This window comes from Kosakonia sp. Marseille-Q7440 (genome assembly GCF_965119485.1).
This window is the reverse complement of sequence record NZ_CBCPLT010000001.1, coordinates 2,248,368-2,268,044: the sequence shown is the minus strand read 5'-3', so window position 1 is coordinate 2,268,044 and position 19,677 is coordinate 2,248,368. Positions and strand designations below refer to the sequence as shown.

Sequence of the window (19,677 nt, the reverse complement as noted above, 5' to 3'; positions counted from 1 at the left end):
TTCACACTCGATAAGGCGATTTTATGAAACAAAAAGTGGTCAGCATTGGCGACATCAACGTGGCGAACGACCTGCCGTTCGTGCTGTTCGGCGGCATGAACGTGCTGGAATCCCGCGATTTAGCCATGCGCATTTGTGAGCACTACGTCACCGTGACCCAGAAGCTGGGCATCCCGTACGTGTTCAAAGCCTCTTTCGATAAAGCCAACCGCTCTTCCATCAAGTCCTACCGCGGGCCGGGTCTGGAAGAGGGGATGAAGATTTTCCAGGAGCTGAAGCAGACCTTCGGCGTCAAACTGATCACCGACGTGCACGAAGCGAACCAGGCCCAGCCGGTCTCCGAAGTGGTGGATGTGATCCAGCTTCCGGCCTTCCTTGCCCGCCAGACCGATCTGGTGGAAGCGATGGCGAAAACCGGTGCGGTGATTAACGTCAAAAAACCGCAGTTCGTAAGCCCGGGCCAGATGGGCAATATCGTCGACAAATTTATCGAGGGCGGTAACGACAAAGTTATCCTCTGCGATCGCGGCGCGAACTTCGGTTATGACAACCTGGTGGTCGACATGCTCGGCTTTAGCGTGATGAAAAAAGTCTCCAATAACTCGCCGGTCATCTTTGACGTCACCCACGCGCTGCAGTGCCGCGACCCGTTTGGCGCCGCTTCCGGCGGCCGTCGTGGTCAGGTAGCCGAGCTGGCGCGCGCGGGCATGGCAACCGGTCTTGCCGGTCTGTTTATTGAAGCGCACCCGGACCCGGATAACGCCAAGTGCGATGGCCCGTCGGCGCTGCCGCTGGCGAAGCTGGAGCCGTTCCTGCAGCAGATCAAAGCGATTGACGATCTGGTGAAGAACTTCGAAGAGCTCAACACCGAAGCGTAAAAGAAAAGCCCCGCGAAAGCGGGGTTTTTTGTATCCGAATAACTCAGGCGAAGATGGTCATCAGGTAGGCGGCAAACAGCGCCAGATGCGCCGCGCCGTTAAGCACATTGGTGCGCCCGGTCGAGAAGGAGATCTGGCACAGCATCAGTGACGCCACCATCACAATCATCTCCGGCGCATCGAGGCCGAACACCAGCTTATTATCGGTGAGCCAGGCAATCAGCGTCACCACCGGTACGGTCAGCGAGATGGTTGCCAGCACCGAACCGAAGAAGAGATTCATCGCGCGCTGCACCTGATTGTTCAGCACCGCTTTTAACGCCCCAAGTCCTTCCGGCGAGAGGATCAGCAGCGCAACGAGGAAGCCAGTAAAGGCCACCGGGGCGTTCACTTCCGTCAGCAGCGCTTCCAGCGGCTGCGCGTTCATCTTGGTCACCGCAATCACCGCAATCAGATGCACAATCAGCCACGCGGTGTGCCAGAAATTACTGTGCGCCGACGGCTTACCGTGGTGCGGATCGTCGCCGTCATCTTCATGCTCATAGACAAACAGGCTCTGATGGGTTTTGGTCTGGATCAGCAAAAACACGCCATACATCGCCGCCGAGATGAGCGCCACCAGCAGCGCCTGGCCGGTGGTGAAGTTCGCTTCCGGCAACGCCATCGGGAAGACCAGCACGATAATCGCCAGCGGAAAGAGGGCGATCAAATACTGCTTGATACCAAACAGATTGACGTACTGCGTGGCAAATTTACGCCCGCCCAGCAGCAGTGAGAAACCCACCAGCCCGCCGGTGACAATCATAATGATGGAGTAGAGCGTATCGCGCATCAGCGTTGGCGCGGCATCGCCGGTCGCCATCAGAGCGGAGATGAGGCTCACTTCGAGGATAACGACGGAGAGGCTCAGAATTAACGAGCCGAAAGGTTCGCCCAGACGGTGGGCAAGAACGTCAGCGTGGCGAACCACGCTAAAGGCGCTGGCTAAAATCCCGATCAGCGCCAGCACATTGATACCGACTATCGCCGGCAGCGACTGCGAGCTTCCCCAGAAGAGCAGCACGGCCAGCGCCAGCACCGGGAAAATGAGCGTGGTCTCCTTGTGGCGGGTTTTAACCGCCTCGTGGGTTGTTGTCATTATGATTCTCCTCAGAGGGCAGTGTTGTTGAAGTATAGATAAAGAATGCAAGGTGATTAAAATAGCAAAAAAGTCGCATTTACGTGGTCATTTTTACCTATTTTTACGGCAGTAAAATTTTTTCTGTTTTAAAGCCTCGAAAATTGCTGTTTTGTGGAAATAATGAAATATAAACATAATGATAGTTAAATTAAAAAGTCATTTATGCTCCATGCCTGGCGCTCAAGCAGGTTGTCGACCAGACTTAACCTTTTAGCCCAAGAAGGAGCAGAAAAGTGCCATATAAAGCAAAATCCGAGCTGCCCGACAGCGTGCAACATGTGCTTCCTGCCCACGCGCAGGAGATCTATAAAGAGGCCTTTAACAGCGCCTGGGATCAATACAAAGATAAAGATGACCGCCGCGGCGATGCCAGCCGGGAGGAGACGGCGCACCGCGTCGCCTGGGCGGCGGTCAAAAATGAGTATGAGAAGGGAGATGACGACAAGTGGCATAAGAAGAAATAGCGCGTAGCAGCGCCACCTTCGCCATTTATAGCTTTATTCGATGAATTGATGCTGTTGCATGCGGCGCGTGAATTGCATATCGTCATATGGCGCTGCGTTGAAACGACGGCGTATGTCGGGAAGGCAGCAGTAAAGCAGTCGCAAGGACGCAGGCAGTGGCGGAGGTAGAAGATGTTAACGCGTGATTTCTTGCGAACGGCCGATTGCAAAACGGCGTTTGGCGACATAGAAGAGTCGTTGTTGTGGTCGGCCGAGCAGCGGGCGTCCTCGCTGGCGGCGACGCTGGCCTGTCGGCCGGATGATGGCCCGGTGTGGATTTTTGGTTACGGCTCGCTGATGTGGAATCCGGCAATGGAGTTCGATGAATCCTGCCCGGGAACGCTGGTCGGCTGGCATCGCGCCTTCTGTTTGCGCCTCACTGCCGGACGCGGTACCGCGTGTCAGCCAGGGCGCATGCTTGCACTGAAAGAGGGCGGGCGCACCACCGGCGTGGCTTACCGGCTGTCCGAAGAGAGCCTGCACGACGATCTCGCGCTGCTGTGGAAACGGGAGATGATCACCGGTTGCTATCTGCCGAGCTGGTGCAAACTTTCGCTCGACGATGGCCGCGAGGTCAATGCGCTGGTATTTATTATGGATCCGCGCCACCCGCTCTATGAGTCAGATACCCGCGCGCAAACCATCGCGCCATTAATTGCCGCAGCCAGCGGCCCGCTTGGCACCAATGCCCAGTATCTCTTCTCCCTTGAGCAGGAGCTGATTAAGCTCGGCATGCACGATGACTGCCTGAATGAACTGGTGGGAAGAGTGCGTATGCTGCTGGAGGGGGACAAACCAGGCCCGGAAATGGTGCCTGGTTTTGCCTGCTAAGAATGGTGTTTACGCCGCAACGTAGCTGATCGAGTGCTCCAGCGACTGGCTGTGGCTGTCGATCAGCACGCTCCAGATGCCGCTGTATGGCACCGAAAGATAGGCGCTGGCGCGGTTCTGGACACTCAGAATATCCGCCTGCGCATTCGGCCTGCGGCTCTTCTCACACATCAGATGGATATGGCAATTTTCAGAACAGCGAACCACCACCGTATCCCCGCCAAACAGTTTTAAACTTGCTTTCACTACCGCCATTTTTTTAACCCCGTCATTTAAATAACGCCATCCCTGCGTGATGTTGTTCACAAAACACTCCGTGCATCACACCAAACGGGCATCGGCCAGATGCTGATTTTGATCAAAAAATGACGTAAGGATTAAACAAAAATAACAATCTGCGGCAAGGGGGGAGATCCGGCGCGAGAAACCGAGGTTTTCACGCGCCGGTAAAAGATTAAATGCGGAAATGTCCAGCGGTGTCGGCAAGTTCACCCGCCTGGGCGCGCAGCGCCCCGGCTGCCGCGGTTGACTCGACGACCAGTTCGGCGTTCTGCTGCACCATACGGTCAAGATTAATCACCGCATGATTGATCTCCTGAATGCCTTTCATCTGCTCGCTGGTGGCGACGGTGATCTCACGCATAATCACCGATACGCTGTCGATGCTGGTGACGATATCGGTCATGCTGTCGCCCGCCAGCCGCACATAGCGCGAGCCGGTTGCAACGCTGTCGGTGGTTGAATCAATCAGGGTTTTAATCTCCTTCGCCGCCTGCGCGCTACGGCTGGCGAGATTGCGCACTTCGCCTGCCACTACTGCAAAGCCACGACCCTGCTCACCGGCGCGCGCCGCTTCCACCGAGGCGTTAAGCGCGAGGATATTGGTCTGGAAAGCGATGGCATCAATAACGCTGGTGATATCGCCAATCTTCGCTGAGGCGACTTCAATCGACTGCATGGTGTTGATCGCCTGCGTCACCACCTGACCGCCGCGTGAAGCGGCTTCTGATGCGACGTGCGCCTGGGTATTCGCCTGCGCTGCGGCATCGGTCGATTGTGCGACCGAGGCGGTGATCTGCTCTACGGCGCTGGCGGTTTCACGCAAGCTTGATGCCGCCTGCTCTGTGCGCCCGGAGAGATCCTGGTTCCCGGCGGCAATCTCCTGCGCCGCCAGCTGCACCGAGTGGGTGGAGTCGCGCAGTTTCACCATCACCACCGCCAGCTTGTCGCTGAAGGCGTTAAAGGCGTGGGCGATCTGCGCCACTTCATCGTTACCGCTCTCCGGCAGGCGCTGGGAGAGGTCGTTGGTGCCGCTGCTGATGGCGTTCATCGCATCGCGGATCACCACCAGGCGCTTAAGCAGCGCTGCGACCATCCACTGCATCAATGCCCCGGCAATAATCACCAGCACAATCAGCGACACGGCGGAGGCTTTTAACTGCGCGCGCAGACCAGCGGTGGCGTCATCCCCATCGAGGGCGACCACCAGCAGCCAGTCGGTTCCTTTCACCCGGCTGGCTAACAGCGACTTCTCATCACCGGCATACTCGCCAGTGACGGTTTTCCCACTGCTCAGTTCGGTAAAGGAGACGCCGTGAATGGCGTCAGAGAAGGGCTTCATCGTCAGCTTTTCATCGGCGGCTGCGATCACTGAGCCATCGCTGGCAAGCAGCATCCCGCTGCTGTGTGGCGTCGGGCTGATGCCGCGCACGTTAGCTACCACACTGGTCATCGAGACATCCCCGGCGACCACGCCCTTCAGCGTGCCGTTCTCTTTTACCGGCACGGCAAAGGTCACCACCAGTTGACCGGTGCTGGCATCAACATAGGGGGCGGTAACCACCGGCGCATCGGCTTTCACAGCCTGCTGATACCACGGGCGAATGGTCGGATCGTAATCCGCCGGGACGCCGCCGGGATCGGAGAACTTCGCGGTTTTGCTGGCGTAGCCAACATAGACGTTGATGAAACCCCCGGCGCGGGCGATTTGGGCAAATACCGGCACCGGATCGTCCGTTAACGCCACGCTTTGCAGGGAGGCGATCATCGCTGTTTTGCTGGCGACCCAGTCGGCAATGGCAATGCCATGGCTGTCGCGGGTGCTGGAGAGAATATCCTGCTGGGTTTGCTGGTTGTGCTGGCGCGTAACCTGGTAGTTGATGATGGTGTTAAGCAGCAAGGCGACAGTAAGACAACCTGCCGTCGCCGCCATAATCCGGGCTTTAATGGATCTGAACATTTTTATTGTACCTGCTGTGTTTGTCTTAAGTGGCTATCGGCAACACAGCAGGTAAACTTGATGACTCGACGCCATCCATAAGAAGATTGTATTAAACTCGCCTTTCCATTAGAAAGTTAATACCTTGTCTGCCGCCAGCGTCCACTGCGCCAGCTCGACAAGGGTACCGATCTCCACGCCCTCAGCCAGCGGCAGGGCGCTGACGCCGCGGCCGTCGGCGCAGGTTTTGCACAGCTTCACCGGTACGCCCTGGGCGGTAAGGATCTCCAGCATCTGCTGAATGTTATACCCCTCGGCAGGCTTCTGGCCGCGCAGCCCGGCGGTTACCGCATCGGACATTAAAAACAGCTTCAGCTCGACAGGCTCTTCCTGCTCGCGCAGCGCGATTGCCAGCCGCAGGCTGTTAAACAGCGATTCACTTCCGTAGGCCGCACCATTGGCGATGATCACAACGTTTTGCATTGTCACTCCTTCGATTAACCGTAGCGAAAAGGGCTATGCTACTGCGCCGCGCGGACGGCGCAAAGGTAAAATCACTGCCCGAAGCGGCCAATCAGCCCGGCGGCGGCAAGCGTGTTGCCTTTAAGCTTGCTGAACAGCTCCTCGCGGGTCAGCCCCTCCTCTAAGGTCGGTGGCAGCGAGGTGGCAATAAGGGTGAAGGTGTAGTGATGCGCGCCGCTGCCCGGCGGTGGACAGGGGCCATGCCAGCGGAAATTGCCGGGCGTGTTTTTCCCGCCGGTAAAGCCTTTGCCGTCGCGCAGATCGTTTTGCGCAAAGCCCGCGCTGGAGGGCGCGATGTTATAGGCCACCAGATGCGTCACGCCCAGCCCGCGCGCGCCTTCAGGATCATGCACAATCAGCGCAAAACTCTGCGTGTTGGTCGGCGCGTTATTCCATACCAGCGCTGGCGAGAGGTTTTCGCCTGTGCAGTTGGGGTTGTTGCTGGCGTTACCGGCGAATTTTTTCTCCATCATTGCGTTATCGGCAAAGGCCGGGGATTGCAGTGCGAAAAGGGGAGTGGCGCTGGCCTGCGCCCCGCAGAGCAGCATCCAGCCGCACAGCAGAGTTATTTTTGTTTTCATGACGCGTCTCTCGTGACAAGGATGCATTAACTGTAGCCGTAGCGAGGCGCGTCGATTAGGGATTTTCCTGATATATCGCCAGCGGCTGTAATCGCCCGCCAAAACCGCTAGACTAAGTGACTTACTTCACAAAACTGGCCCAGGAACCCCATTAACGTCGTGATGCGCAGCTCCTTTACCTCTCCACTTCTCTCCCTTCTTGCCTTATTAGTGGCGGGAGGCGATGCCCATGCGCTGCAGAGTAAATATGTGCAGCAGGCGGAAAACCCGTTTGATAACAATGGTGACGGCCTGCCGGATCTCAGCATGGCGCCAGAGACGGATGCGCAGGAGAAACACTTTGCCGAGGTGGCGAAGGCGTTTGGTGAAGCGAGCATGACTGACAGCGATCTCAGCGCGGGTCAACAGGCGCGCCAGTTTGCCTTTGGAAAACTGCGCGATGTGGTGAGCGGCGAGGTCAATCAGCAGGTGGAGTCCTGGCTTTCGCCGTGGGGCAACGCCACCGTCGATATGAAAGTGGATAACGAAGGGCAGTTTAACGGCAGTCACGGCAACTGGTTTGTACCGTTGCAGGACAATAACCGTTACCTGAGCTGGAGCCAGCTGGGCCTCACGCAGCAGGATAGCGGGCTTATCGGTAATGTAGGGCTCGGGCAGCGCTGGGTGGCAGGCGACTGGCTGCTCGGCTACAACACCTTTTACGACACGCAGCTGGAAGAGAACACCGGGCGCGCCGGGTTTGGCGCGGAAGCGTGGGGCGAATACCTGCGTCTGTCGGCCAACTACTACCAGCCGGTGAGCCACTGGCGCTATGACACGGCGACGCAGCAGCAGCGCATGGCGCGCGGCTATGATGTCACCGCACAGGCGCGGCTGCCGTTCTACCAATACGTCAATACCAGCGTCAGCGTTGAGCAGTACTTTGGCGACAGTGTCGATCTGTTTGATAGCGGCACCGGTAATCACAATCCGGTCGCCGTAAAACTGGGGGTCAATTACACCCCGGTGCCGCTGGTGACCATCACCGCCGAGCATCGCCAGGGGGAGAGCGGGGTAAGCCAGAACGATCTGGGGCTAAAACTCAACTACCGCTTTGGCGTACCGCTGCATAAACAACTCTCGCCCTCTGAAGTCGCCGTCAGCCGCTCGCTACGTGGCAGCCGCTACGATAGCCCGACACGCAACAATCTGCCGGTGTTTGAGTATCGCCAGCGCAAAACGCTTTCCGTCTTCCTGGCGACGCCGCCCTGGGATCTACAGCCGGGTGAGACGGTGGCGCTTAAGCTGCAAATTCACAGCACGCACGGTATTCGCAGCCTGACCTGGCAGGGCGATACCCAGGCGCTGAGCCTGACGCCGCCGGTGAATGCGCGCAGCGGTGATGGCTGGACGTTGATTATGCCGCGCTGGGACAGCAGCGAAGGGGCAAGCAACAGCTGGACGCTGTCGGTGCTGGTGGAGGATGAGAAGGGGCAGAAAGTAGAGTCCAACACCATTGTGCTGAAACTGACCGAGCCGGTGATCCCACCGGCAACGGAAGGCGGTACGGACTGGTCGCTGCCAGCCGCGCCGTGATCAGAAAACCCGCTCCTGGTGTACCCAGACCGCCGCTTCGACGCGGGATTTTAGCTTCATCTTTTTCAGCATATGTTTGACGTGCACTTTCACCGTGCTCTCGGTGATATCCAGACGGCGGGCAATCATCTTGTTTGGCAGCCCCTGAGCGATCAGCTTCAGGATGTCGCGCTCGCGCGGCGTTAACTGGGAGATATCGCGATCGGTAGTCGCGCGGTTAGCGCGCAGGCTGGCCGCCAGCACCGGGGTCAGCGCCTCGCTCAGCACCATTTCGCCTGCCGCCGCCTGCTGTAACGCCTTCAGCAAATCTTCCGGCTCCATATCTTTCAGCAGGTAGCCGTCGGCACCGCGCTTCAGGGCGGTGACCACATCCTCTTCATGATTAGAGACGCTGAACACCACAATGCGCCCGGAAAGGGTCTTCTCCCGCAGCTTATCGAGGGTTTCCAGCCCGTTCATGCCCGGCATATTGAGATCGAGCAGGATCAGATCCGGGTCCAGCGACTCCGCCAGTTCAATGCCTTGCTCCCCGTTGCTCGCCTCGCCGACGACGGTGATGTCGTGGGCCATGCTAATTAACTGCTTCACACCGGTACGCAGCATCGGATGGTCGTCGATCAGCAGGATAGTTGCCGGATCCTGATTACTCATGGTTATCTCCTTGCATGGATGAGAGAAACGTTTCGGGTATAAACGTCACGACAACGTCAGTCCCCCCGGAGGCTCCGGGACGCACCTGGCAGTCGCCGCGCAGGCTTTGCGCGCGGTCACGCATAATAATTAATCCGTAGTGGTTGGTTCGTTCCGCATTGTCCGGGATGCCGCACCCGTTATCGCTGATGCGTAATACCACCCGGTTTTCCTGTTGTTGCACGGCGACGCTGACCGCGGTAGCGCCGGAGTGTTTTAACGCGTTGCTCAGCGCCTCGCGGGCGATCTGCAACAGATGAATGGCCTGATGCGCCGGAACAACGCGGGGCGGAAGCTGGTAATCAAGCCGCACGTCAAAGCCAAAATGGGCACTGTACTCCTGACAACTGGACTCCAGCGCCGGACGCAAACCCGGCTCGGTGAGCTGTAAGCGGAAAGTGGTCAGCAGCTCGCGTAGCTGCGCCCAGGAAGTATTGAGTTCATTACGAATCTGGCTCAGCAACTGGCGGCTGCTCTCGGGGATTTCGTCACCCTGCATCTGCAAACAGCTGACCTGCATCTTCATACAGGAGAGGGACTGGGCAATCGAATCGTGCAGCTCGCGGGCAATGGTCGCGCGCTCCTCCATCACCATCAGCTGCTGCTGGCGATCCTGATGGCGATCCAGCGCCAGTGTGGCGGTAAGCTGTTCAACCAGGGTATCAACCAGCTGCTGCTGGTCATGGCTTAAATGGCGGCCCGGCGGCAGCTTCGCCAGCAGCAAGCCGTACTGCATATGGGCATCCGCCAGCCGCCATTTGAGCGTCGAGCCAATGCCGGTCGATTCAATCAATTTGCCGTCGCGCGGGCAGAGGTGGCAGCCTTTGATATCGCAGCTGGCCGTTGACTGGCAGGTAAACTCCTGGTGATTCTCTTCATCTTCCAGGTCGTAAACCCGCAGTTCAATATCATGCAGCAGGGTCAGATTTTGTAAGCCGTTGAGCACCGGCGACAGGCGCTCGCACATCGGAATGCGTGAGTGCAGGCGGTGGTTGGCCTGCCATAAGAAGGAGAGGATCTCGTTTTTCTGCTCAAGCCCGGCGGTCTTCTCCTGTACGCGCCGCTCAAGCACCGCATAACTCTCGCCCAGCTCCGCAGACATATTGTTCAGCGCCTCGCCAAGGGTCGCCATCTCGTTGCCGCCGCTGATATGGGCGCGCTGGGTAAAATCACGCTGGCTGACGGCGCGCGCCATATGCAGCAACTGCTGCCACGGACGGAGCAGACGCGCCCGCAGCCACACCAGCGCAAGCAGGATCAACAAGCCCATCAGGACAGCCATCACCCGGTGCAGCACCACCACTTCGGCGATGCGGTGCTCGGTGTTGCTGTCAAAAGCGGAGACCAGTTTATCGATGCGCCCAACGAAGACGGCGATAATCTCCGCGACCTGCGCGGGCTGCCGGGCATCCTTAATCGCCGGGATCACCACGTTGTGCCAGTAGGTTTGCAAATCAGCAAGCTGCGCCTGCTGCCCATCGCGTTTCGCCGCCAGCGCCAGTTCGGGACTGAAAGCGGTGTGCTCCATCTCATCTAACAAATATTGCTCGCTTTCCTGCAGCGGGATGGCCGACATCAGCCGGTAGCTCTGCATACGCAGCGAGCCCGCTTTGTTGATGGCGTGCGCGCTACCCTGAACGCCCTGCACCAGCCAGCCGGAGACCGCCATACCGGTCACGCCAATCAGCGTGGATAACAGCATCAGTACGGCCAGTTGGCTGACCAGCGACATCGGTGAAAAGAGGCGTTTAAGCATGGGGAAATGAGACTCCTTGGCCGCAAAAGGTGCGGGTGGCGTTATTGTCAGCTATCGCCTGGAGTATACCCATACCCACAAAGAGTTACTCCTTTATTGCCAGCGGGGTGACATTCGGAGGGACAAACGACCCGGCAGCGGTCAGCGCCGTGAAAAACCACACCTTTTTTGAAGGTAAACGCTACTCATAAATGAGCATGATGTTTTTTTGCGCTTTATAACGCCAGCTTTTCCTTTGATTTATATCAACTTAACGCGCGCCACAGAAATTAATGTGGCAGGCATCAAACTGCACATCAGAGGTGTCTATGCATCAAACATCCGTTCCGGATACGCGTTCGTCATCACGGGTTATTACCGAATGGCGTCCCGAAGATCCGGCTTTCTGGCAGCAGCAGGGACAGCAGATTGCCAGCCGCAATCTGTGGATCTCCGTGCCCTGCCTGCTTTTAGCGTTCTGCGTCTGGATGCTGTTTAGCGCAGTGGCGGTGAATCTACCCAAAGTGGGCTTTCAGTTCACCACAGACCAGCTGTTTATGCTGACGGCGCTGCCGTCGGTCTCCGGCGCGCTGCTGCGCGTACCGTACTCCTTTATGGTACCGGTGTTTGGCGGCCGTCGCTGGACGGCATTCAGCACCGGCATTCTGATTATCCCCTGCGTCTGGCTCGGTTTTGCGGTGCAGGATACCTCCACGCCATTCAGCACATTTATCATTATCTCCCTGCTGTGCGGTTTTGCCGGGGCGAACTTTGCCTCCAGCATGGCGAACATCAGCTTCTTCTTCCCGAAAGAGAAGCAGGGCGGGGCGCTCGGCATCAACGGCGGCTTCGGCAACCTTGGCGTCAGCGTGATGCAGCTGATTGCGCCGCTGGCGGTCTCGTTCTCCATCTTTGCTGCCTTTGGCGGCGGTGGCGTAACCCAGCCTGATGGCACCATGCTCTACCTGCAAAACGCGGCGTGGATCTGGGTACCGTTCCTGGCGGTGTTTACCCTGGCGGCATGGTTCGGCATGAACGAACTGGCGACCTCGAAAGCCTCCCTCAGCGCGCAACTGCCGGTGCTGAAGCGCTCGCACCTGTGGATCATGAGTTTCCTCTACCTGGCGACCTTCGGCTCGTTTATCGGCTTCTCCGCCGGCTTCGCGATGCTGTCAAAAACTCAGTTCCCGGAGGTGCAGATCCTGCACTTTGCCTTCTTCGGGCCGCTGGTTGGCGCGCTGGCACGTTCCGCAGGCGGCGCGATTTCCGACCGTCTTGGCGGAACGCGCGTGACGCTGGTTAACTTTGTGGTGATGGCGATCTTCAGCGCCTTGCTGTTCCTGACGTTGCCGTCGAACGGTGAGGGCGGCAACTTCACCGCCTTCTTCTGCGTCTTCCTGGTGCTGTTCCTCACCGCCGGGCTGGGCAGCGGCTCCACCTTCCAGATGATCTCCGTTATCTTCCGTAAGATGACCATGGAGCGGGTGAAGAAAGCGGGTGGCAGCGAGAGCGACGCGATGCGTGAAGCCGCGACGGAAACGGCGGCCGCGCTGGGCTTTATCTCGGCGATTGGCGCGATTGGCGGCTTCTTTATCCCGAAAGCGTTTGGCACCTCGCTGGCGCTGACCGGCTCGCCGGCGGGCGCGATGAAAGTATTTCTTGTGTTCTATATCGCCTGTGTGGTGATCACCTGGGCGATATACGGGCGTAAAAAACAATAATAAATGTAGTGTGTTGATTATCATTGCGCGGCTTCGGTCGCGCATTTTTTTGCCCTCTACATAGTTACAACATACTTGTGGTCATGCTGCGCCTGCTTCGGCCAGCACTGTGACCGCTATCGCATCGCAGCGGCGTCTACCCCTTAATACCTGGAGACCGGGATAAATCTGAATAATTCAGTAACTAAATATAATATATTTATGTGAATCAGTTAGTTACGTGGAAATCATCGATAACTCTTTGGGAGTACTCCGTTGTCGGCGCATCAACGGCGCGCTATGGCGGCTTGATCATCATCAATTCTCTTTGTCTTTGCGGGGGTTACCTTCGCGGCAAATGCAGCAATGTCGATTTAGCCAGAGAGCCGAAAAGGCTCCAACAGGAGAACCCCGATGAGTAAATTCCTGGACCGGTTTCGCTACTTTAAACAGAAAGGCGAAACCTTTGCCGATGGGCACGGCCAGCTTGTAAACACCAACCGGGACTGGGAGGATGGATACCGCAGCCGCTGGCAGCACGACAAAATCGTGCGCTCAACCCATGGCGTAAACTGCACCGGCTCTTGCAGCTGGCAGATTTTCGTCAAGAACGGCCTGGTCACCTGGGAAACCCAGCAAACGGACTACCCGCGTACCCGTCCTGATATGCCGAACCACGAACCACGCGGCTGTCCGCGCGGGGCGAGCTACTCCTGGTATCTTTACAGCGCCAACCGCCTGAAATACCCCCTGATGCGTAAACGCCTGATCAAACTCTGGCGTGAAGCGAAAGCGCAGCACAGCGATCCGGTAAATGCCTGGGCTTCTATCATTGAAGATGCTGATAAAGCGAAGAGCTTTAAGCAGGCGCGTGGACGCGGTGGCTTTGTGCGCTCCTCCTGGCAGGAGGTGAATGAACTGATTGCCGCCTCTAACGTCTACACCGTGAAAACTTACGGCCCGGACCGCGTGGCTGGCTTCTCGCCCATCCCGGCGATGTCGATGGTCTCTTACGCCTCCGGCGCACGCTATCTGTCGCTGATTGGCGGCACCTGCCTGAGCTTCTACGACTGGTACTGCGACTTGCCGCCTGCTTCACCGCAGACCTGGGGCGAGCAGACCGACGTGCCGGAATCCGCTGACTGGTACAACTCCAGCTATATCCTCGCCTGGGGCTCCAATGTGCCGCAGACCCGTACTCCGGATGCGCACTTCTTTACCGAAGTTCGCTACAAAGGGACAAAAACTGTCGCGATTACTCCGGACTACGCGGAAATCGCCAAGCTGTGCGACTTGTGGCTGGCGCCGAAGCAGGGCACCGATGCGGCAATGGCACTGGCGATGGGCCACGTGATGCTGCGTGAATTCCACCTCGATAAACCGAGCCAGTACTTCACTGATTATGTTCGTCGCTACACCGACATGCCGATGCTGGTCATGCTGGAAGAGCGTGATGGCTACTACGCCGCGGGCCGCATGCTACGCGCCGCCGATCTGGTCGATGCGCTGGGCCAGCAGAACAACCCGGAGTGGAAAACCGTCGCGCTGGATAGCGAAGGCAATATGATCGCCCCGAATGGTTCCATCGGTTTCCGCTGGGGCGAGAAAGGGAAGTGGAACCTTGAGCAGCGTGATGGCGGCAATGGCGCGGACGTTGAGCTGACCCTCAGCCTGCTGGGCAAACACGATGATGTCGCACAAGTCGGCTTCCCCTACTTTGGCGGCGACAACACCGAGCACTTCCAGGGCGTCACGCTGGATAACATCCTGCTGCACAAACTGCCGGTCAAACGCCTGCAACTGGCGGATGGAAGTATCGCGCTGGTGACCACCGTTTATGACCTGAATATGGCTAACTACGGTCTGGATCGCGGTCTGGGTGATGAAAACTGCGCCAGCCGTTATGACGAAATCAAAGCCTATACGCCGGCCTGGGCAGAGAAAGTGACCGGTGTGCCGCAGGCGCAGATTATTCGCGTTGCGCGCGAGTTCGCCGAGAATGCCGATAAAACTCATGGTCGTTCGATGATCATCGTCGGTGCCGGGATGAACCACTGGTATCACCTCGACATGAACTATCGCGGGCTGATTAACATGCTGGTCTTCTGCGGCTGCGTTGGTCAGAGCGGCGGCGGTTGGGCGCACTATGTCGGCCAGGAAAAACTGCGTCCGCAGACCGGCTGGCAGCCGCTGGCCTTTGCCCTCGACTGGCAGCGTCCGGCGCGCCATATGAACAGCACCTCCTACTTCTATAACCACTCCAGCCAGTGGCGCTATGAAACGGTGACGGCGCAAGAGTTCCTCTCGCCGATGGCGGATAAATCCCGCTACAGCGGCCATCTGATTGACTTTAACGTCCGCGCCGAGCGTATGGGCTGGCTGCCTTCCGCGCCGCAACTGGGCACTAACCCACTGCGCATTGCCGCCGAAGCGGAAAAAGCGGGCATGTCAGCGGTGGATTACACCGTGAAATCCCTGAAAGAGGGTTCGCTGCGCTTCGCCGCTGAGCAGCCGGAAAACGGTAAAAACCATCCGCGCAACCTCTTTATCTGGCGCTCCAATCTGCTTGGCTCCTCCGGGAAAGGGCATGAGTACATGCTCAAATATCTGCTCGGCACCGAGCACGGTATCCAGGGCCAGGATCTGGGCAAACAGGGCGGCGTGAAACCGGAAGAGGTGGAGTGGCAGGATAACGGCCTCGACGGCAAACTCGACCTGGTGGTGACGCTCGACTTCCGTCTCTCCAGCACCTGTCTCTACTCTGACATCGTGCTGCCGACCGCGACCTGGTATGAGAAAGACGACATGAATACCTCGGATATGCATCCGTTTATTCATCCGCTCTCTGCCGCCGTCGATCCGGCATGGGAATCAAAAAGCGACTGGGAAATTTATAAAGGTATCGCCAAATCCTTCTCTGCGCTCTGCGTGGGCCATTTAGGCAAAGAGACCGATGTGGTAACGCTGCCGATCCAGCATGACTCCGCCGCCGAGCTGGCGCAGCCGCTGGGCGTGAAGGACTGGAAAAAAGGCGAATGCGATCTTATTCCGGGTAAAACTGCACCGCACATTATTCCGGTTGAACGCGATTACCCGGCAACCTACGAGCGCTTTACCTCTATCGGCCCGCTGATGGAGAAAATCGGTAACGGTGGCAAAGGCATCGCGTGGAATACCCAGAGCGAAATGGATCTGCTGCGCAAGCTCAACTACGTGAAAGCGGATGGCCCGGCGAAAGGCCAGCCGATGCTCAACAGCGCCATCGACGCGGCAGAGATGATCCTCACCCTCGCCCCGGAAACCAACGGCAACGTGGCGGTGAAAGCCTGGGCGGCGCTGAGTGAATTTACCGGTCGCGACCATACCCATCTGGCGCTGAATAAAGAAGATGAGAAGATCCGCTTCCGCGATATTCAGGCGCAGCCGCGCAAAATCATCTCCAGCCCGACTTGGTCTGGCCTTGAAGATGAGCATGTCTCTTATAACGCCGGTTATACCAACGTTCATGAGCTGATTCCGTGGCGTACGCTCTCCGGCCGTCAGCAGCTCTACCAGGATCACCAGTGGATGCGTGACTTTGGTGAAAGCCTGCTGGTCTACCGTCCGCCCATCAACACCCGTTCGGTAAAAGAGATGCTGGGCGTGAAAGGCAACGGCTACCCGGAAAAAGCGCTCAACTTCCTGACGCCGCACCAGAAGTGGGGGATCCACTCCACTTATAGCGACAACTTGCTGATGCTGACGCTTGGTCGCGGTGGCCCGATTGTCTGGCTGAGTGAAACCGACGCCAAAGAGATGGGCATTGCCGATAACGACTGGATCGAAGTCTTTAACAGTAACGGCGCACTCACCGCCCGTGCGGTGGTCAGCCAGCGCGTACCGTCCGGTATGACGATGATGTACCACGCCCAGGAGCGCATTGTGAACCTGCCAGGCTCGGAGATCACCGGCCAGCGCGGCGGCATTCATAACTCGGTCACGCGTATTACGCCGAAACCGACGCACATGATTGGCGGTTACGCGCAGCTGGCCTACGGCTTTAACTATTACGGCACGGTCGGGTCCAACCGCGATGAGTTTGTGGTGGTACGTAAGATGAAAAACATTAACTGGTTGGATGGCGAAGGCAATGACCAGGTACAGGAGAGCGCAAAATGAAAATTCGTTCACAAGTCGGCATGGTGCTGAATCTCGATAAGTGCATCGGCTGTCATACCTGTTCAGTCACCTGTAAAAACGTCTGGACCAGCCGCGAAGGGATGGAGTACGCGTGGTTTAACAACGTCGAAACCAAACCGGGCACCGGCTTCCCGACCGACTGGGAAAACCAGGAGAAGTGGAAGGGCGGCTGGATCCGTAAAATCAACGGCAAGCTGCAACCACGCATGGGTAGCCGCGCAATGCTGCTGGGCAAAATCTTCGCCAACCCACATCTGCCGGGCATCGATGACTACTACGAGCCGTTTGATTTTGACTATCAGAACCTGCATAACGCGCCGGAAAGCAAGCATCAGCCGATTGCGCGTCCGCGCTCGCTGATCACCGGCCAGCGGATGAACAAAATCAGCGCTGGCCCGAACTGGGAAGACGATCTCGGCGGCGAGTTTGAGAAGCTGAGCCGCGATCAGAACTTCGAAAACATGCAGAAGGCGATGTACGGCCAGTTCGAAAACACCTTCATGATGTATCTGCCGCGCCTGTGCGAACACTGCCTCAACCCGGCCTGTGTCGCCACCTGCCCGAGCGGTGCCATCTATAAGCGTGAAGAAGATGGCATTGTGCTGATCGATCAGGATAAATGCCGCGGCTGGCGCATGTGCGTTACCGGCTGCCCGTACAAAAAAATCTACTTCAACTGGAAGAGCGGCAAGTCTGAGAAGTGCATCTTCTGCTACCCGCGTATCGAAGCGGGCATGCCGACGGTCTGCTCCGAAACCTGCGTAGGGCGTATTCGTTACCTCGGCGTGCTGCTGTATGACGCGGATGCGATTGAGAACGCGGCCAGCACCGAAAATGAGAAAGACCTTTATCAGCGTCAGCTGGATGTCTTCCTCGATCCGCACGATCCGGCGGTGATTGCTCAGGCGCTGGAAGATGGCGTACCGCAGAGCGTGATCGACGCGGCGCAGAAATCGCCGGTTTACAAAATGGCGATGGACTGGAAGCTGGCGCTGCCGCTGCACCCGGAATACCGCACGTTGCCGATGGTCTGGTATGTGCCGCCTCTGTCACCGATTCAGTCTGCCGCCGATGCGGGTGAGCTGGGCAGTAACGGTATTCTGCCGGACGTCGAAAGCCTGCGCATTCCGGTGCAGTACCTGGCGAACCTGCTGACCGCCGGGGATACCCAGCCGGTGCTGCTGGCGCTGAAACGTATGCTGGCAATGCGTCACTTCAAACGTGCTGAAACCGTCGACGGTGTGACTGATACCCGTGCGCTGGAAGAGGTGGGCCTGACTGAAGCGCAGGCGCAGGAGATGTACCGCTATCTCGCCATCGCCAACTATGAAGACCGTTTTGTGGTGCCGTCCAGCCATCGTGAACTGGCGCGTGAAGCCTTCCCGGAGAAGAGCGGGTGTGGCTTTAGCTTCGGCGATGGGTGTCATGGTTCGGATAACAAATTCAACCTGTTCAACAGCCGCCGTATCGACGCGGTGAATGTGACAGTGAAAACGGAGCCGCACGCATGATTGAACTGGTGGTTATCTCCCGCCTGCTTGAGTACCCGGATGCTGCCCTGTGGCAGCATCAGCAGGAGCTGTTTGATGCGCTGGCCTCCGGCGACAATCTGTCGAAAGCGGACGCCCAGCAGGTAGGTATCTTTTTACGTGACCTGACTTCGCAGGATCTACTCGATGCGCAGGCAACCTACAGCGAGTTGTTCGATCGCGGTCGCGCCACCTCGCTGCTGCTGTTCGAACATGTGCACGGTGAATCGCGCGATCGTGGCCAGGCGATGGTGGATCTGCTGGCGCAGTATGAGCGCCACGGGTTGCAGCTCGACAGCCGCGAACTGCCGGACCATCTGCCGCTCTATCTGGAGTATCTGGCGCAGCTGCCAACCGCTGAAGCGATTGGCGGTTTGCAGGATATCGCGCCGATCCTGGCGCTGTTGCAGGCGCGCTTACAGCAGCGTGAAAGTCACTACGCCTCGCTGTTTGATGCGCTGTTGACGCTGACGAAAACCGAGGTGGATAACGCGCAGGTGGCGGAAAAAATTGCCGGCGAAGCGCGCGACGATACGCCGCAGGCGCTGGACGCGGTGTGGGAAGAGGAGCAGGTGAAGTTCTTTGCTGAACAGGGCTGCAATGATTCCGACATCACTGCGCACCAGCGTCGTTTTGCCGGTGCCGTCGCGCCGCAATATCTGAATATCTCAACAGGAGGAGAGCGCTAATGCACTTCCTTAATATGTTCTTCTTTGACATCTATCCCTATATGGCGGGCGCAATCTTCCTGATTGGCAGCTGGCTGCGGTATGACTATGGGCAGTACAGCTGGCGCGCGGGCTCGAGCCAGATGCTCGACCGTAAAGGGATGAACATCGCGTCGAACCTGTTCCATTTAGGCATCCTCGGGATTTTTGCCGGTCACTTCCTTGGCATGTTGACGCCGCACTGGATGTACGAATCCTTCCTGCCGATTGAAGTGAAGCAGAAGATGGCGATGATCGGTGGCGGTGCCAGCGGCGTGCTGTGCCTGGTCGGCGGCCTGATGCTGCTCAAACGCCGTCTCTTTAACCCGCGTATTCGTGCCACGTCGACGGCGGCAGATATTCTGATCATGACCCTGCTGATGGTGCAGTGTACGCTCGGTTTGCTGACCATTCCGTTCTCCGCGCAGCATATGGACGGCAGCGAAATGATGAAGCTGGTGGCCTGGGCGCAGTCTGTGGTGACGTTCCATACCGGTGCCTCCGCGCATCTTGATGGCGTTGCCTTTATTTACCGCGTGCATCTGGTGCTCGGTATGACGCTATTTGTGCTCTTCCCGTTCTCACGCCTGGTACATATCTGGAGCGCGCCGGTGGAGTATTTAACGCGTAAATACCAGATTGTCCGCGCCCGCCGCTGATAACGATGGTTGACGATGATAAACCCTGCTTCGGCAGGGTTTTTTGTTTTCGGCGCGGTGCGGTTTGCGTGCCGGATGGCGGCTGCGCCTTATCCGGCCTACGGGGTGGTTGCCACATGCTCGGATTTGGCACGATGTTGGAGTGGGGATTGATTTCGTAGGCCCGATAAGCGGAGCGCCATCGGGCAAT

General features: G+C 57.8%; 16 protein-coding genes. 9 read left to right on the top strand and 7 right to left on the bottom strand.

Annotated features, from left to right (window positions below; all coding sequences use genetic code 11):
* The first annotated feature begins 23 nt into the window (after positions 1-23).
* Positions 24-878, top strand: coding sequence for a 3-deoxy-8-phosphooctulonate synthase (kdsA, locus tag ACWPW2_RS10505; protein WP_454122860.1), 855 nt, complete (start codon positions 24-26; stop codon positions 876-878).
* 43 nt (positions 879-921) lie between these two features.
* Here kdsA and chaA read toward each other — a convergent pair whose 3' ends face one another.
* Positions 922-2,016, bottom strand: coding sequence for a sodium-potassium/proton antiporter ChaA (gene chaA / locus ACWPW2_RS10500; protein WP_454122858.1), 1,095 nt, complete (start codon positions 2,014-2,016; stop codon positions 922-924).
* A 275-nt stretch (positions 2,017-2,291) separates the two neighbouring features.
* Here chaA and chaB point away from each other — a divergent pair, with 275 nt between their 5' ends.
* Positions 2,292-2,522, top strand: coding sequence for a putative cation transport regulator ChaB (gene chaB, locus ACWPW2_RS10495; protein WP_023478915.1), 231 nt, complete (start codon positions 2,292-2,294; stop codon positions 2,520-2,522).
* 171 nt (positions 2,523-2,693) lie between these two features.
* Positions 2,694-3,392, top strand: coding sequence for a gamma-glutamylcyclotransferase (locus ACWPW2_RS10490; RefSeq protein ID WP_279793396.1), 699 nt, complete (start codon positions 2,694-2,696; stop codon positions 3,390-3,392).
* A gap of 9 nt (positions 3,393-3,401) precedes the next feature.
* On the opposite strand, the gene ACWPW2_RS10485 is transcribed toward ACWPW2_RS10490, so the two are convergent.
* The 4 genes from ACWPW2_RS10485 to ACWPW2_RS10470 form a co-directional block, all read right to left on the bottom strand.
* Complete coding sequence (locus tag ACWPW2_RS10485; protein WP_023478761.1) at positions 3,402-3,647, bottom strand: DUF1883 domain-containing protein; 246 nt, start codon at positions 3,645-3,647, stop codon at positions 3,402-3,404.
* A 199-nt stretch (positions 3,648-3,846) separates the two neighbouring features.
* Positions 3,847-5,631: a methyl-accepting chemotaxis protein gene (locus tag ACWPW2_RS10480; RefSeq protein WP_454122855.1), complete on the bottom strand. Its 1,785-nt coding sequence runs from the start codon at positions 5,629-5,631 to the stop codon at positions 3,847-3,849.
* Positions 5,632-5,739: 108 nt separating this feature from the next.
* Positions 5,740-6,093 carry a DsrE/DsrF/TusD sulfur relay family protein gene (locus ACWPW2_RS10475; RefSeq protein ID WP_023478906.1) on the bottom strand — a complete coding sequence of 118 codons (354 nt, stop codon included), beginning with the start codon at positions 6,091-6,093 and terminating at the stop codon, positions 5,740-5,742.
* Positions 6,094-6,164: 71 nt separating this feature from the next.
* Positions 6,165-6,680: a YbhB/YbcL family Raf kinase inhibitor-like protein gene (locus tag ACWPW2_RS10470; RefSeq protein ID WP_241175046.1), complete on the bottom strand. Its 516-nt coding sequence runs from the start codon at positions 6,678-6,680 to the stop codon at positions 6,165-6,167.
* 195 nt (positions 6,681-6,875) lie between these two features.
* Here ACWPW2_RS10470 and ACWPW2_RS10465 point away from each other — a divergent pair, with 195 nt between their 5' ends.
* The gene (locus ACWPW2_RS10465; RefSeq protein ID WP_454123636.1) at positions 6,876-8,288 is read left to right on the top strand and encodes a YchO/YchP family invasin; all 1,413 of its coding nucleotides are present in this window, start codon (positions 6,876-6,878) and stop codon (positions 8,286-8,288) included.
* On the opposite strand, the gene narL is transcribed toward ACWPW2_RS10465, so the two are convergent.
* Positions 8,289-8,939: a two-component system response regulator NarL gene (narL, locus tag ACWPW2_RS10460; RefSeq protein ID WP_023478729.1), complete on the bottom strand. Its 651-nt coding sequence runs from the start codon at positions 8,937-8,939 to the stop codon at positions 8,289-8,291. It lies immediately after the preceding gene.
* On the bottom strand, positions 8,932-10,734 hold the full coding sequence (gene narX, locus ACWPW2_RS10455) for a nitrate/nitrite two-component system sensor histidine kinase NarX (RefSeq protein WP_454122852.1): 1,803 nt from the start codon (positions 10,732-10,734) through the stop codon (positions 8,932-8,934). The genes narL and narX overlap by 8 nt, the downstream gene beginning before the upstream one ends.
* Positions 10,735-11,042: 308 nt before the next feature.
* On the opposite strand from narX, the gene ACWPW2_RS10450 reads away from it, so the two are divergent.
* The 5 genes from ACWPW2_RS10450 (at position 11,043) to narI (ending at position 19,487) form a co-directional block, all read left to right on the top strand.
* A complete protein-coding gene (locus ACWPW2_RS10450; protein ID WP_312278527.1) occupies positions 11,043-12,434 on the top strand; it encodes a NarK family nitrate/nitrite MFS transporter in 1,392 nt (463 codons plus the stop codon).
* A 393-nt stretch (positions 12,435-12,827) separates the two neighbouring features.
* On the top strand, positions 12,828-16,571 hold the full coding sequence (locus tag ACWPW2_RS10445; RefSeq protein WP_454122849.1) for a nitrate reductase subunit alpha: 3,744 nt from the start codon (positions 12,828-12,830) through the stop codon (positions 16,569-16,571).
* Positions 16,568-18,103: a nitrate reductase subunit beta gene (gene narH / locus ACWPW2_RS10440; protein ID WP_454122847.1), complete on the top strand. Its 1,536-nt coding sequence runs from the start codon at positions 16,568-16,570 to the stop codon at positions 18,101-18,103. The genes ACWPW2_RS10445 and narH overlap by 4 nt, the downstream gene beginning before the upstream one ends.
* On the top strand, positions 18,100-18,810 hold the full coding sequence (gene narJ, locus ACWPW2_RS10435; protein ID WP_023478820.1) for a nitrate reductase molybdenum cofactor assembly chaperone: 711 nt from the start codon (positions 18,100-18,102) through the stop codon (positions 18,808-18,810). The genes narH and narJ overlap by 4 nt, the downstream gene beginning before the upstream one ends.
* Positions 18,810-19,487: a respiratory nitrate reductase subunit gamma gene (gene narI / locus ACWPW2_RS10430; RefSeq protein ID WP_094419766.1), complete on the top strand. Its 678-nt coding sequence runs from the start codon at positions 18,810-18,812 to the stop codon at positions 19,485-19,487. The genes narJ and narI overlap by 1 nt, the downstream gene beginning before the upstream one ends.
* Positions 19,488-19,677 lie beyond the last annotated feature (190 nt).